16 protein-coding genes are annotated in these 14107 nt (G+C 44.5%); 14 read left to right on the top strand and 2 right to left on the bottom strand.

The window, feature by feature from the left end; all coding sequences use genetic code 11:
* The first annotated feature begins 3 nt into the window (after nt 1-3).
* The 13 genes from soxY to AOC06_RS06855 all read left to right on the top strand — a co-directional run bounded on the left by soxY (nt 4) and on the right by AOC06_RS06855 (nt 11544).
* Nucleotides 4-456, top strand: a complete 453-nt coding sequence (gene soxY, locus AOC06_RS06915) for a thiosulfate oxidation carrier protein SoxY (RefSeq protein ID WP_112205038.1) — start codon at nt 4-6, stop codon at nt 454-456.
* A gap of 54 nt (nt 457-510) precedes the next feature.
* Nucleotides 511-819, top strand: coding sequence for a thiosulfate oxidation carrier complex protein SoxZ (soxZ, locus tag AOC06_RS06910; protein ID WP_112205036.1), 309 nt, complete (start codon nt 511-513; stop codon nt 817-819).
* Nucleotides 820-863: 44 nt separating this feature from the next.
* A complete protein-coding gene (gene soxA, locus AOC06_RS06905) occupies nt 864-1676 on the top strand; it encodes a sulfur oxidation c-type cytochrome SoxA (RefSeq protein ID WP_215379732.1) in 813 nt (270 codons plus the stop codon).
* Between the two features lie 19 nt (nt 1677-1695).
* Complete coding sequence (soxX, locus tag AOC06_RS06900; protein ID WP_011902649.1) at nt 1696-2334, top strand: sulfur oxidation c-type cytochrome SoxX; 639 nt, start codon at nt 1696-1698, stop codon at nt 2332-2334.
* Nucleotides 2335-2381: 47 nt separating this feature from the next.
* A complete protein-coding gene (gene soxB, locus AOC06_RS06895) occupies nt 2382-4112 on the top strand; it encodes a thiosulfohydrolase SoxB (protein WP_215379731.1) in 1731 nt (576 codons plus the stop codon).
* Nucleotides 4113-4136: 24 nt separating this feature from the next.
* The gene (locus AOC06_RS06890) at nt 4137-4574 is read left to right on the top strand and encodes a DsrE family protein (RefSeq protein WP_011902651.1); all 438 of its coding nucleotides are present in this window, start codon (nt 4137-4139) and stop codon (nt 4572-4574) included.
* 12 nt (nt 4575-4586) lie between these two features.
* Nucleotides 4587-5543, top strand: coding sequence for an MBL fold metallo-hydrolase (locus AOC06_RS06885; RefSeq protein ID WP_215379728.1), 957 nt, complete (start codon nt 4587-4589; stop codon nt 5541-5543).
* 59 nt (nt 5544-5602) lie between these two features.
* A complete protein-coding gene (locus AOC06_RS06880; RefSeq protein ID WP_215326928.1) occupies nt 5603-5920 on the top strand; it encodes a hypothetical protein in 318 nt (105 codons plus the stop codon).
* Nucleotides 5921-5940: 20 nt separating this feature from the next.
* Nucleotides 5941-6429 carry a DUF6803 family protein gene (locus AOC06_RS08825; RefSeq protein WP_255879927.1) on the top strand — a complete coding sequence of 163 codons (489 nt, stop codon included), beginning with the start codon at nt 5941-5943 and terminating at the stop codon, nt 6427-6429.
* A gap of 451 nt (nt 6430-6880) precedes the next feature.
* Nucleotides 6881-7534, top strand: a complete 654-nt coding sequence (locus AOC06_RS06870) for a cupin domain-containing protein (protein WP_215379724.1) — start codon at nt 6881-6883, stop codon at nt 7532-7534.
* 77 nt (nt 7535-7611) lie between these two features.
* Complete coding sequence (locus AOC06_RS06865; RefSeq protein WP_215379721.1) at nt 7612-9057, top strand: amino acid permease; 1446 nt, start codon at nt 7612-7614, stop codon at nt 9055-9057.
* 112 nt (nt 9058-9169) lie between these two features.
* Nucleotides 9170-10522, top strand: coding sequence for a cytochrome ubiquinol oxidase subunit I (locus AOC06_RS06860; protein WP_215379719.1), 1353 nt, complete (start codon nt 9170-9172; stop codon nt 10520-10522).
* A gap of 8 nt (nt 10523-10530) precedes the next feature.
* Entirely contained in the window at nt 10531-11544 is a 1014-nt protein-coding gene (locus AOC06_RS06855; RefSeq protein ID WP_215379717.1) for a cytochrome d ubiquinol oxidase subunit II, read from the top strand.
* Between the two features lie 195 nt (nt 11545-11739).
* Here the strand turns inward: AOC06_RS06855 and AOC06_RS06850 are convergent, their stop codons facing one another.
* Together AOC06_RS06850 and AOC06_RS06845 are read right to left on the bottom strand one after the other, a co-directional pair.
* The gene (locus tag AOC06_RS06850) at nt 11740-11901 is read right to left on the bottom strand and encodes a hypothetical protein (protein ID WP_158526018.1); all 162 of its coding nucleotides are present in this window, start codon (nt 11899-11901) and stop codon (nt 11740-11742) included.
* Nucleotides 11902-12019: 118 nt separating this feature from the next.
* Entirely contained in the window at nt 12020-12637 is a 618-nt protein-coding gene (locus tag AOC06_RS06845) for a cysteine dioxygenase family protein (RefSeq protein WP_215379715.1), read from the bottom strand.
* A gap of 191 nt (nt 12638-12828) precedes the next feature.
* On the opposite strand from AOC06_RS06845, the gene AOC06_RS06840 reads away from it, so the two are divergent.
* Nucleotides 12829-14097 carry an MFS transporter gene (locus AOC06_RS06840; RefSeq protein ID WP_215379713.1) on the top strand — a complete coding sequence of 423 codons (1269 nt, stop codon included), beginning with the start codon at nt 12829-12831 and terminating at the stop codon, nt 14095-14097.
* The last annotated feature ends 10 nt before the right edge of the window (nt 14098-14107 follow it).

Raw genomic sequence — 14107 nt, 5'->3', positions numbered from 1 at the left:
TTTATGAATCAGCAGCGACGCAGTGTATTGAAGTATTCAGCCGTATTTGGCTTGATGGCTTCTGCAGGCCTTATTAGTTTGGCGCAAGCACAAGAGTGGAATAAAGCCGCTTTTGAAGGCAAGGGCTTAGATGATGTTTTCAAAATTTTAGGCGCTGGCAGTCCCGACAAATCAGCAGCCATTACCTTGAACGCTCCTGATATTGCAGAAAACGGTGCAGTTGTTCCGGTTGGCATTACAACTACGCTCAAAGCTGATCAAATGGCAATCTTGGTTGAAAAGAACCCGAGTGCCTTGGCTGCTCAATTTTTTATCCCTGCCGGAACTGAGTCCTTTGTGACGACCCGTATCAAGATGGGTCAAACCTCTAACGTCTATGCATTGGTAAAGGCAGATGGCAAGTGGAGTATGGCCGTCAAAGAAGTAAAGGTAACTCTCGGCGGTTGTGGCGGTTAAGCACGTAAGAGCCCAGCGAAACATTTAACTAATTACTAATTACAAGAGGAACATATGTCTGATCCAATGCGCGTTAGAGCAGCCGAGAACGGTGGAATTGTGGATGTAAAAATTTTAATGAAACATGACATGGAGTCAGGTCAGCGCAAAGATGCGGCCGGAAAAGTCATCCCTGCATGGCATATCACTACCATTAATGTGAAAGCAAATGGTAAAGATGTATTGAATGGCCAATTTGGTCCAGCTGTTTCCAAAGACCCATTTTTGAACTTTAAGTACAAGGGCGCTAAGGGCGACAAGATTGTTGTGAATTGGGTGGACAACAAGGGTGATAAGCGTACTGATGAGGCAACTGCTTCATAAGCAATACATCTTTAAGTGCCTTCATTGTTCTGAAAGGGTTACAAATGCAGCGTAAATTCACCTTGGGCTTGACCTTAGGAATACTGGCAGCCAGCATATCGCTTTCATCTTTGGTCTTTGCGCAAACGGCAACGGATGAAATCGCAAAATATCGCGAAATGATTGCTGATGGAAATCCATCCGAGCTTTATGAGGCGGCAGGTGAAGATTTATGGAAAACACCTGCTGGCCCAAAGAATGCCACACTGGAGAAGTGTGACCTAGGTCTTGGGCCAGGGGTTGTTAAGGGTGCAGCGGCACAGTTGCCACACTACTTTAAAGATACAAATAAGGTCCAAGATCTTGAGTCGCGCTTGATGACTTGTATGCAGAACTTGCAAGGTCGTAACCCAAAAGAAATGATTGATGCACCATTTCAAGTGGGCCCCAAAAAGGACATGGAGGCTATTGTTGCTTACGTCGTCACTTTGTCTAAAGGTGAAAAGATTAATGTCAGCACCAATCACCCAAAAGAAAAAGAGATGTATGAGCTCGGTAAGCGTGCATTTTATTTCGAAGGCGGCCCTATGGACTTCTCATGTGCATCGTGTCATGGAGAAAATGGTAAACGCATTCGCTTGCAGGATCTCCCCAATTTGACGACTCAGAAGGGCGCAGCGATGGGATGGGGTTCTTGGCCTGCATATCGCGTATCTAGCGGCCAATTTTGGACCATGCAACAACGTTTAAATGATTGCTATCGTCAACAGCGCTTCCCATTCCCAATTTATGCCTCCGATGTCACCATAGCGTTATCTATGTATATGGCGAAGAATGCCAATGGTGGAATAGTAGAGACCCCTGGTTTGAAGCGTTAATGGATAAGAGATAGAGAAAATGAAAACTAAGAACATTAAATCCATCTTCGCTTTTACCGGAATAGCTTTAACTCTGGTTTTAACGCAGGGTAGTGTCTTTGCTCAACAACAAAATGATCCTAAATTTAACAAAATGATGAAGGATGGTTTTAGGGCTGAGGGTATTGCTGGTTTAGATCGCATTCAACAAGATGAAACACAAAAGTTTTGCTCTGACCCTGTATTTGCTAGTAGTGAAAAAGCCCAAGGGATGCGTGAAAAGATCCAAAAAATCAATATGGATGATATTAAGCAGCCATCTGATGGCAAGTACATTGGTGACTGGAAAAAGGGTGAAGCGATTGCCCAAAGCGGTCGTGGTGCCACTTGGACTGACAAAGCTGATACTCCAATTGGCGGCGGTTGTTATAACTGCCATCAAATCGATAAGAAAGAAATTTCTTATGGAACGATTGGGCCTTCTCTTTGGAACTATGGAAAGTTACGCGGTAACTCTCAAGAGTTAGTGGTTTATACCTGGAATCGGATCAATAATTCAAAGGCATATAACGCTTGTAGCAATATGCCTCGGTTTGCTCATTTTAAGCTCTTGAATGAGCAGCAAATTCAAGATTTGATGGCATTGCTATTGGATCCAACTTCACCAGTTAATCAATAAATAAATGAAAGACAGGCCGATAGGCCTGTTTTCATAGAAGGAATCTTATGTCATTAAGTCGTCGCGATTTTTTGCAAGCTTTAGCTATAGCATCTGCAGGAGGGATGAGCCTCCAATCTAATTTTGTAAGCGCTCAAAGTAATGCGCAAAAATTTTATGATTTGCCTAAATTTGGTAACGTCCATTTTTTGCATTTCACAGACTGCCATGCTCAGTTATTGCCAATTTACTTCCGTGAACCTAATGTAAATATTGGGATTGGTTCGCAAGAAGGCAAAACACCGCACCTAGTAGGCGAATACTTTTTAAAGGCAAATGGTATTGCCCCGGACACTCGTGATGCGCACGCTTTTACATACTTAGACTATGTCGCTGCAGCACAGAATTACGGCAAGATGGGTGGCTTTGCTCACATGGCAACCCTCATTAAACAAATGAAGGCAAATCGCCCTGGTGCGTTATTGCTTGATGGAGGAGATACTTGGCAGGGATCAGGTACAGCCCTCTGGACTAATGGCCAGGATATGGTTGATGCAGCACTTGCATTGGGTGTTGACGTAATGACGCCTCACTGGGAAATGACTCTGGGTGAAAAGCGTGTAATGGAGATCGTAAACGGCGATTTCAAAGGTAAAGTTTCGTTTATTGCGCAAAATATTAAGACGGCAGATTTTGGCGATTCTGTTTTTAATCCATATGTTATGAAAGTACAAAATGGCATTCAAGTTGCCATTATTGGACAGGCATTCCCCTATACCCCAATTGCAAACCCCCGTTACTTCACGCCTGATTGGACCTTTGGTATTCAGGAAGAAAATCTTCAAAAAACAATCAATGAGGTTAAAGCTAAGGGCGCTAAAGTAGTCGTCTTGCTTTCTCACAATGGTATGGATGTTGATTTGAAGATGGCTTCCCGTGTGAGTGGTTTAGATGCAATTATGGGCGGCCATACTCATGACGGCGTTCCTATCCCAGTAAAGGTTAAGAATTCTGGAGGTGTAACCCTAGTTACTAATGCTGGCTCTAACAGTAAGTTCTTAGGCGTATTAGATTTTGATGTCAAAGGTGGAAAGCCAGTAGATTTTCGTTACAAGCTATTGCCCATCTTCTCCAATATGATTCCTGCTGACCCTGCGATGTCAAAGTTGATTGCTAAGGTAAGGGCACCCTATGAAGCCAAGCTAAATGAAAAATTAGCAACTACCGATGGTCTGCTCTACCGTCGCGGTAATTTCAATGGCAGCTTTGATCAATTAATCTTAGATGGTTTGATGTCTCAGAAAAATGCGGAGATTGCATTTTCACCAGGGTTCCGCTGGGGAACAAGCCTGCTACCTGGCCAAGCGATTACTCGCGAAAATCTTCTCGACCAAACTGCCATTACTTATCCCTACACCACAGTAACGAATATGAGTGGTGAAATGATTAAGACGATCCTAGAGGATGTGGCTGATAATTTATTTAACCCAGACCCTTATTACCAACAGGGCGGCGATATGGTGCGTGTTGGCGGCATGCAATACACCATCGATCCCGTCCAAAGTGCTGGAAACCGCATCTCTGATATGCGTCTGAATGGGAAAGCTATCGAAGCTAGCAAGACCTATAAGGTTGCCGGTTGGGCGCCTGTAAGTGAAGAGGCTAAAAACGCTGGTGGTGAGCCAATTTGGGATGTGATTGAACGTCACCTAAAAGATGTGAAGGTTGTCAAAGCAGTGAAACTCAATGAGCCCGTTGTTAAAGGGGTTGCTAACAACCCTGGTATGGCTCCTATTTAACCCCCTTATTTGAAGGTCAATGAGATGAAAAAACTCATCAACTTATTTCTTGCCACCATATTGACTTTTGGTCTTGGTTCAATGGCATTTGCACAGCACACAGGCGCAACAAAAGTGGTTTATCACATTGATGATGCTGAATCACAAGGTCTAAAGGGGTTGCGTAATATTCGTAACCATTTGGATACGGCCCCTGATACCACCATCATTGTCGTCACCCATGCCAATGGCGTTGATTTATTGATGGAAGGTGCTAAAGACAAGAAAAATAATATCGAGTACGCACCACTGATTGGGGCATTGAAGTCTCGTGGCGTCAAATTTGAAGTATGTGAAATTACTTTAAAAAATCGCAATCTTAAGAAAGATCAATTTATTCTCGATGCTGATTTCACGCCATCTGGAGTGGTGCGGGTTGCGGATCTTCAATATAAGGATGGCTTTGCCTACATTAAGCCATAAGCAGTTTTTGTCATGATTTGTTTCATCCGCGCTTGGACGGGGATTCTTGGGTCCCTTATCTTTTTGGGGGCCGCTTTTGCGCAGTCCGCTGGAGCGCCAGATAATGTCCAGCTCAAGCCAATACAAGTTGCTCCTCATACCTATTTTGTCCAGGGGCGCCCCGAAATGGGAAGCAGTGCAAATCAGAACTTTATTTCTAACGCTGGTTTTGTGATCACGCCAGAGGGTGTAGTGGTGATGGATGCTTTGGGATCACCAATACTTGCCCAGAAGCTCTTAGCCGAAATTAAGAAGATCACCAATCAAAAAGTTGTGGCAGTGATTGTGAGTCACTATCACGCTGATCATGTTTATGGATTACAGGAGTTTAAGAAAATTGGTGCAAGCATTTATGCTCAGGGTGAGGGCAGAAATTACCTGTCTTCTGAAACAGCAAAACAACGTCTTATCGCTTCTCGCATTGATTTTGCTCCTTGGGTTAATGCAAATACAAGGCTGATATCAGCTGATGTCTGGATTGATGAAAAAAAGAGATTGAATATTGGCGGAGTAGAATTTTTGATCACTAGGGTTGGTCCTGCCCACACTCCAGAAGATCTCATAGTGTATGTGCCCTCAGAAAAAGTGCTTTTTGCTGGAGATTTAGTATTTCGTGGGCGAATTCCTTTTGTGGGTAACGCTGATAGCAAAGGCTGGTTACTGGCTTTGGATGAAATTGAAAAGCTCAACCCCAATGTCGTCATTCCAGGTCATGGAGCGTACTCTGTCAAGCCAGTTGAGGATATCGGCTTTACTCGCGCTTACCTTAAATACTTAAGAGAATCTATGTCAGCAGCAGCAATTAATATGGATCCCTTTGAAGAGGCTTATCAACAGGTGGATTGGTCTGAATACGAAGGTATGCTTTTATTTAGATCGGCCAACCGCATGAATGCGTATAACGTTTATCTATCCATTCAGGCCGAATAGGGCGAAATTAGTCACTTAGCTCTAAAATGGTGGTTTTAGCCATAAATCACTGATTTGTAATGACATTCACCGCATTTATTCGTAGGTCTTTTGTATTGGCCTTGATCTCTATTGCTAGCTCTAGTTTTGCGAGTGCAAACCTAGAAAATGGGAAAGCAATTGATCAGCAGAAGTGCTACGCCTGCCATGCAAAGAAAACAGGCTTTGGTAATGGCGACATGATTTACACGCGATCTGATGGCAAGGTGAACTCTCTTCCAAAACTAAAGTCGATGGTAGAGCGTTGCAATACTGAATTGCGCCTGGATCTTTTTCCGGAGGACGAGGCTGATGTAACTGCCTACCTGAATAAACAGTTTTATAAATTTAAACCTTAATTTTTCTGAATCTAATCACCATGGATGTTGTTGATATTTCCTCTTTAGGCAAGTCTGTTCTTTGGGCAACTTTTGCCATTACTTTTGCGTTGGGCATGGTGATGCAAAAAACAGGTTTTTGCAGTATGGGCGCCATTACTGATGTTTTCATTATTGCCAGCTGGAAACGCCTGAGGCAGTGGTTCTTAGCGATCGGCGTTGCCTTATTCCTAGTATTTGGGCATATCGCTATGATTTCGGGAATGTTAGACCCATCATTACTTGGCTATAAAGGTGCTGACACTCATCAAATGAGTGGCAATGCAAGGTATGAGCAATGTGATCCTTCAATGCATTCACAAATGATGCAAATGCACCAACAGATGATGGGCAACATGACTCCTGCACAAATTAAGCAGATGCAAAAGCAAATGCCTATGAATGGTGGGAACATGCCAATGGTTGGAGGGCAGATGCCTCAGCAAATGCAGCAGAATATGCCTATGGGTAATTCAGGGCATAACCATTAATCCAATTTACGTTAGATCTAAACCGCCTTCGGGCGGTTTTTTTCTTTTTATGACTGCTTTGGGTCGGTAGCGGTCGTTGGTTAAACAAGCGTTACTTTAAGTAACACTTACAAATCATTCAAAATGTACTTTGGAGCAACGAAGTGCTAGATGGTTGTTCCAAAATTCCTGTGGTTTTGAAAACCAAAGAGTGATCCCACGCTTCCTTTAAATCCACGAATTTGCTTACACATTTGCTTACACACCGACACTGACCACCCGCAGAGCCCCTGTTTATAAGGGTCTATCTTGGATGTCTGCTCTCATAATCCTTTGGTCCCAGGTTCAAGTCCTGGTGGGCCCACCAGAAAAGCAAACCCTCATCAGCAATGGTGGGGGTTTTGTCTTTTGGGCACACATTCATTTTGCTTGCTATGCTTTGTGAAGTTTTTAAATATCTGAAATGAACTAAATGAATATCAACGCTGATTACAGTCAGAGAGTTGTGATAAATCATCACGACTTACCGTGGATCCCAAGTCCCGAATTGGGGGTGGAGAGACGCATGCTGGATCGTATGGGTGACGAGCTGGCGAAAGCGACTTCCATAGTTCGCTATCAACCAGGATCCAAGTTTCCAACCCATAGTCATGAATTTGGTGAAGAGATATTTGTTTTAGATGGAGTATTTAGCGATGAGACTGGCGATTATTCCGCTGGGACTTACATCATGAATCCACCGAGCTCTTCTCATGCACCATTTAGCGATGCTGGGTGCACTCTCTTTGTGAAGTTGCGACATCTTGGTCCCGATCAAGTGGAGCGAGAGATCGTCGATACCAAAACAGCCCCTTGGTATCAAGGCATGGTTCCCGGTCTTCATGTGATGCCACTCATGCGGCAAGGTAGTGGATCGACTTTAGTTCGTTGGGCGCCGCAAACCTACTTCAATCCACATAAGCATTTTGGTGGTGAAGAAATCTTTGTCATTGATGGCGTGTTTGAGGATGAGCACGGGCGCTATCCAACCGGTTCATGGATTAGAAGTCCCCATATGAGCTTGCACCAGCCCTTTAGTCAAGAAGGCTGTACGATCTTTGTGAAGACTGGGCATCTACTGATCTAGATAAGCACATGCTCTGCAGCCAAAGTTATCTTTGATATAGTCTTTTTATTATTAACACCCAACATAAGTTGTCTCATATGGAAAAGAGTAGTGAGCTAGAGCGTGGTCTGAATCAACGCCATATCGAAATGATTGCCATTGGTGGATGTATTGGCACCGGCCTGTTTATGGGCTCAGGCAAAACTATTTCTTTGGCTGGACCTGGAATCATCTTTATCTATGCCATTACTGGGCTGATTCTGTATTTCGTAATGCGGGCGATGGGCGAGTTATTGCTGCATAACCTGGCTTACAAATCCTTTGTTGATTTTTCAGAAGATATCTTGGGGCCTGCAGCAGGATTTTTTGTGGGTTGGTCTTATTGGTTTGTCTGGATTGTGGCGGCGATTGCTGAAATTATTGCGATCACTGGCTATGTTTCATTTTGGTTCCCCGATTTGCCGCATTGGATTTCGGCAGTGGTCTTGATTCTCTTATTGCTGACCTTAAATCTATTAACAGTGAAAGCATTTGGTGAGCTTGAATTTTGGATGGCCATAATTAAAGTCATGGCCATTATTGGCCTGATTGGTTTAGGTATTTATTTGTGCGCCACCGGTTTTGTATCTCCTTCTGGAGTGAAAGCGCAAGTGAGTAATCTGTGGTCTTACGGTGGCTTTTTTCCTCATGGAATTTCGGGATTGCTGGCCGGTCTACAAATGACCATTTTTGCTTATGCTGGAATGGAAATTATCGGCACGATGATGGCGGAGACCCGCAATCCTAAAGTCATGTTGCCTGATGCGATTCACAAGATACCCATGCGGATTATCATTTTCTATATTGGCACAATCGTGATTTTGATGATGGTCACCCCTTGGACTGATATTTCCCCGAATGAAAGTCCTTTTGTTGGTATGTTTTCTTTGATTGGCATGGTCAGTGCTGCATCGCTTGTGAACTTGGTGGTGATTAGTTCTGCCACCTCATCGAGTAATAGCGGCATCTATGCCACTTCACGGATGTTGTATGGCCTGGCTAAGCAACACCATGCCCCAGCGGTATTTGGTAAGCTGACTGCCTTCAAGATTCCATCCGGCGGTATCTTTTTGGGAACTGCGCTGATTATGTTGGCGACTGTATTGTTAACGACTACACAGTCCATGATGGCGGCTTTTGAAATTGTGAGTAGCGTAGCAGCCATTATCTTCATCTTTATCTGGACTATGATTTTGCTGGCTTACTTGGCCTACTGCAGACGACTACCCCAAGCTCACGATGAGTCTGAGTACAAAATGCCTCTGAGCAAGGTGATGCCCTATGTAGCGTTTGTATTTTTTGCAATTGTTCTCTATGCGCTAACACTGAGTGAAGATACTCGTGTTGCACTATACGTTTTACCTATTTGGTTTGTTCTGCTCGGAGTGCTTTATTGGCTTAAGACCCATAGAAGCACTCACCAAAAAACATTAGTCGCTAATTTCCGTGAGAAGGTAATCGCTCAAAATGCAGCTGCCAAGGAATACCGCTCTAGGGCCCGCTAGAGCACATTCCCCTCACAGCAATAAAGGTAGTTGAGTAATCTGATCAAGCAATTGTTTTACCCATGTCCGAAGAGCATAATGAAAGGACAAGATAAAAATAAGGGGTAATACGATGCTTGATGCACTTATTTTGAGCAGAATTCAATTTGCTGCCAACATTACTTTTCATATTCTTTTTCCAACTATCTCCATAGCATTAGCCTGGGCTCTGTTGTATTTCAAGATCAAATTTAATAAGACTGGCCATTCCGAATGGAGCGAGGCTTACCAGTTCTGGGTCAAAATATTTGCCTTAACCTTTGCCTTGGGCGTTGTGAGCGGCATTACGATGAGCTTTCAGTTCGGCACGAATTGGCCAGGATATATGCAAACGGTGGGTAATATCGCCGGACCCTTGCTGGGTTATGAAGTGTTGTCAGCCTTTTTTCTTGAGGCGACCTTTTTGGGGATCATGCTCTTCGGAGCGAAACGGGTTTCACAACGAGCTCATACTGTTGCCACCTTCCTCGTTGCCTTTGGAACTTCGCTGTCGGCCTTTTGGATCATCGTTTTAGATTCTTGGATGCAAACCCCGCAGGGCTTTGAAATGATCAATGGTCAAGCGCATGCGACCAATTGGCTTGAGATTGTTTTCAATCCCTCCATGCCATATCGCCTCTTCCATATGATGACGGCTTCATTCTTGACGGTAACCTTTTTAATTGCCGGTATCTCTGCCTATCGATACTTGCGAGGTATTAATCTTGCTGGTAGCCGAGCATTGATTAAGCTATCTATGACAGTTGCTGTAGTACTGGCCCCCTTGCAAATTGTCTTGGGCGATATGCATGGCTTAAATACTCTGGAATATCAGCCTGCTAAGGTAGCGGCAATGGAAGGTATTTGGCAAACCACCAGAGGGGCTGATGCAGTCTTGTTTGCAGTCCCAGATGAGGCTAGCAAGGCAAACAAGTATGAAGTTGCTGTACCAAAACTGGCATCCTTGTATCTGACACACTCTTGGGATGGTGAGGTTCAAGGCTTGGATGCCTTCCCTGATAAGCATCCTCCAGTCAAACCGGTTTTCTTTGCTTTTCGCATCATGGTTGGAATTGGAATGTTAATGTTGCTCACAGCATTTGTGGGTTTCTACCTTGTGAGAAAAAAACAAGAACTACCAAGATGGCTTTTAAAGACCCTAAGCGCAATGAGTTTTTCTGGATGGGTTGGTGTCGTAGCTGGTTGGTATGTGACAGAAGTGGGCAGACAACCCTTCTTGGTCACGGGAGTTCTAAAAACGGCTGATGCTGTTACCAAACTACCAACTAATATGATTTTAGGAACCTTGGTGATGTATTTGACCTTATATCTCGGCCTGATCCTTTCTTATATCTGGGTGGTGTTCTATTTGGCCCGTCAGACTAGTCCCGTAAAAGCTGCCGATGACGCAAGGCCAAACTTAGTTAACCGTCCTATCGGAGCTTAAAGAAAAATATGATTCCCAATCTACTAGAACCTGCAGGCTGGCTGCCCCTTTTCTTTTTGGTGGCCATGGGTATTGCCATGGTGGCCTATGTTGTCCTCGACGGTTATGACTTAGGCGTCGGCATTTTGCTTAATCAGGCAACAGATGAAGAAAAAGACATCATGATTTCTTCAATCGGCCCATTTTGGGACGCAAATGAAACCTGGTTAGTGCTGGGCGTTGGCGTGCTCTTGATCGCCTTCCCAATGGCGCATGGCATTATTTTGACTGAGCTCTATTTACCCGTTGGCATCATGCTTGCTGGACTCATTCTGCGCGGCGTTTCTTTTGACTTCCGGGCAAAGGCACATCTCAGTCAAAAAGCGGTCTGGAATTTCCTATTCTTTTTTGGCAGCTTCTTGGCCGCCGCATCCCAAGGTGTTATGGTGGGCAGAGAAGTGATCGGCTTTGACTCTGGAGGCTTGGGCTGGTTATTCGCATTCATCGTCGCATTGTGTTTACCCGCTGGCTATGCCCTATTGGGAGCGGGCTGGCTGATCATGAAAACCTCTGGAGAGCTTCAGCGCAAGGCAGTAGCTTGGGCCAGAAAATGCTTGTGGTTGACAGCCCTGGGAGTAGGCATTATCTCTATAGCCACTCCATTTTTTAGTGCTGAGATTGCGGCAAAGTGGTTTACTTTCCCGAACATCTTTTATTTGTTGCCATTTCCAGTGTTATCGCTGGCCTGTTTTGTTTTAATTGATTTGTATTTAGTAAAAATGCAAAGAGATAAACCTGCGCCTGTCTGGCTTCCATTTGCGCTGAGCGTCACCATTTTTGTGTTGGCCTTCTTAGGAATCGCTTACAGCATGTTCCCTTATATTGTCGTCGGCAAAATGACCATCTGGGAAGCAGCTTCTGCAACAGATTCTTTGTGGATGATATTTTGGGGTGCAATTGTTGTGCTGCCAACCATCATTGGCTACACCATTTATTCCTACAAAATCTTTTGGGGAAAAACAGAGCCCCTCAGTTATTACTAAGTTGCCAGATGCAGGGAGTTGTAAATAAAAATACCAACCCACAGGTTGGTATTTTTTTATCTCTCAAGAATCTGCTAAGAGAATCTGAACTGCTCTTTTAGACAAGCACAGAGCGCAGATTTTTTTCTTGCCATTCTTTGGCGGCCTTATAAGAAGCCAGTAGATCTTGTAAAAATGAATTAAATGATTTCATGATTAGAGGCCCCGTACAGTGCTGTAGTGAAATAAATAGTCACGTGTGAGCTCTTCAACATCGTGCTCAGAGGCGGGGTTGTGGCTGTTAATAAATTGCTCAAGATTGGCGGTCTTGCTTTGTTGGGCAAAAACCTCATTCCAGAGACTCAATAATTGTGTCATTTAAGGCTCCTTATTTAGCGTATTAGGGTTAATACTTAGCTATTATGAGCCTTTTTGATGAATATTGCATGATAGCAATAAGTATGGGTAGTTACTAAAGGTCTGTTTTTACAGGTTTTTAGCGAATTTGGGCCCTCACTTCGGCTGAGCGATCCCATAAATTGGGGGTTTGGGTTGATGAGTATCCAGATACAAAGTGTTTGATTTCACCGGTATCTAGCCCATAGACATGCCGTTGGATAGCGCCAATATTGCCTCCATACACATGGATGCTGATGGAGGTCTGGTCGTCAAAGGCATTACTCACCACATGAATGTCACCAATGTGAGGGCTCACTGCATCAATATCGCCTGGTTTGAGGGTGGTCTCTGGCCCATCTACTACCAACTTGCCAGTGTTGTCGAATTGGTAACGCTGTCCCTTTTCTGCGCCCCTGAGCATGCCAATTAAGCCCCAGGTGCAGTGATCATGAATCGGGGTTTTTTGTCCCGGACCCCACACAAAACTTACCACTGAAAACCGCTCGAGTGGATCAGCATGCAGCAAGTATTGCTGATAGAACTCCGGGTGGGGCACAGTACAAAACTCAGGTAACCAGGAGTCACTTTGAATCAGGTTTGCGAGAAGTTGCTTACTTTCTGCGAGCAAGACGGTTTCATCTTGAGTGGTTTCAACCAAGCGAGTCATATTCGTAATGAAATTCCGCAGAGGGGCTATGGATGGGGTCTGGTTCATTTTGATGGGTATTTAACTCACACTGATTCCTTGTAATGTACTCCAAAATCATGGTTCTGAATTCCTAAAGGTCTAGCGATTACGGGTTTTGGAGGGGGTTCGATCACAATCTACGTTTTATCCCAATGCTATGATTTTGCAGACGATTGGCCTATGAGGCTAGCAATAAAAAATAAAAATAGGAGACAAGGGTGAGCCAAAAGAATTCAGCAACACGCGTATTAACGGCTAGCTTAATTGGCACCACGATTGAGTTTTTTGACTTTTACATTTATGCCACAGCAGCCGTTTTAGTTTTCCCAAAACTCTTCTTTCCATCGAGTGATGCAAACACGGCTGTACTTCAGTCCTTAGCCACCTTTGCACTGGCTTTCTTTGCGCGCCCCATCGGCGCCGCTTTATTTGGACACTTTGGCGATCGTATTGGACGTAAAGCAACGCTAGTAGCTGCACTGATGACGATGGGCCCTTCTACTGTGGCGATTGGTTTATTGCCCACCTATGCCTCGATTGGTATCTTGGCTCCGATTTTATTGGCGTTGTTTCGCTTCGGCCAGGGCTTGGGCCTAGGAGGTGAGTGGGGTGGAGCGGTTTTGCTAGCTACAGAGAATGCACCCGCAGGTAAGCGAGCTTGGTATGGCATGTTCCCGCAAATGGGGGCGCCAATTGGTTTCTTATTGTCGAGCGGAACTTTCCTGATTCTGAGTAAAAACTTAACAGATGAGCAGTTCTTTGATTTTGGCTGGCGCATTCCATTTCTCGCGAGTGCGGTCTTGGTATTTGTCGGCTTGTATGTGCGTTTGAAGATTGAAGAGACCCCTGCATTTTTGGAGGCTATTCAGAAAAATCAACGCGTGCAAATGCCGATGATGGAGGTCCTCACAAAACATACTGCTACCTTGTTTTGGGCAACTTTGCTATCAATTACAACCTTCGCCGTCTTCTATTTGATGACAGTATTTACCTTGAGCTGGGGCACTTCTGTTCTGCATTACCCTCGCTCGAGTTTTCTAATTGCGCAAATGATTGGAGTGCTGTTCTTCGCAATTGGGGTGCCCGTTTCTGGAGTTTTATCTGACAAGTTTGGTTGCGGCAAGGTACTCATTGTGACGATGCTGGCAGCCTTCGTATTTGGTCTCGTATTCGCACCGCTCTTTACTTCAGGAAGTTGGCTAAGCACTGTTATATTTTTAGCGATTGGCTTGTTATTGATGGGCTTTACTTACGGCCCACTCGGGACTGCTCTAGGTCAGTTGTTTCCAACCACCGTGCGTTATACCGGTTCATCACTGTCATTTACGCTAGCCGGTATCTTGGGCGCCTCATTAGCTCCTTATATCGCTACTTGGTTGGCGACAAACTGCGGCCTAGAGTTTGTGGGCTACTACCTCTCGACTGCGGCAACCATTTCTCTTCTAGCATTATTGGCAGTCCATAATCGATTGCACAAACATGCTTAAGCAAAATAAA

Source organism: Polynucleobacter paludilacus, assembly GCF_018687595.1.
Taxonomy (GTDB): Bacteria; Pseudomonadota; Gammaproteobacteria; order Burkholderiales; family Burkholderiaceae; genus Polynucleobacter; species Polynucleobacter paludilacus.
This window is presented reverse-complemented; position numbering and strand designations above follow the sequence as displayed.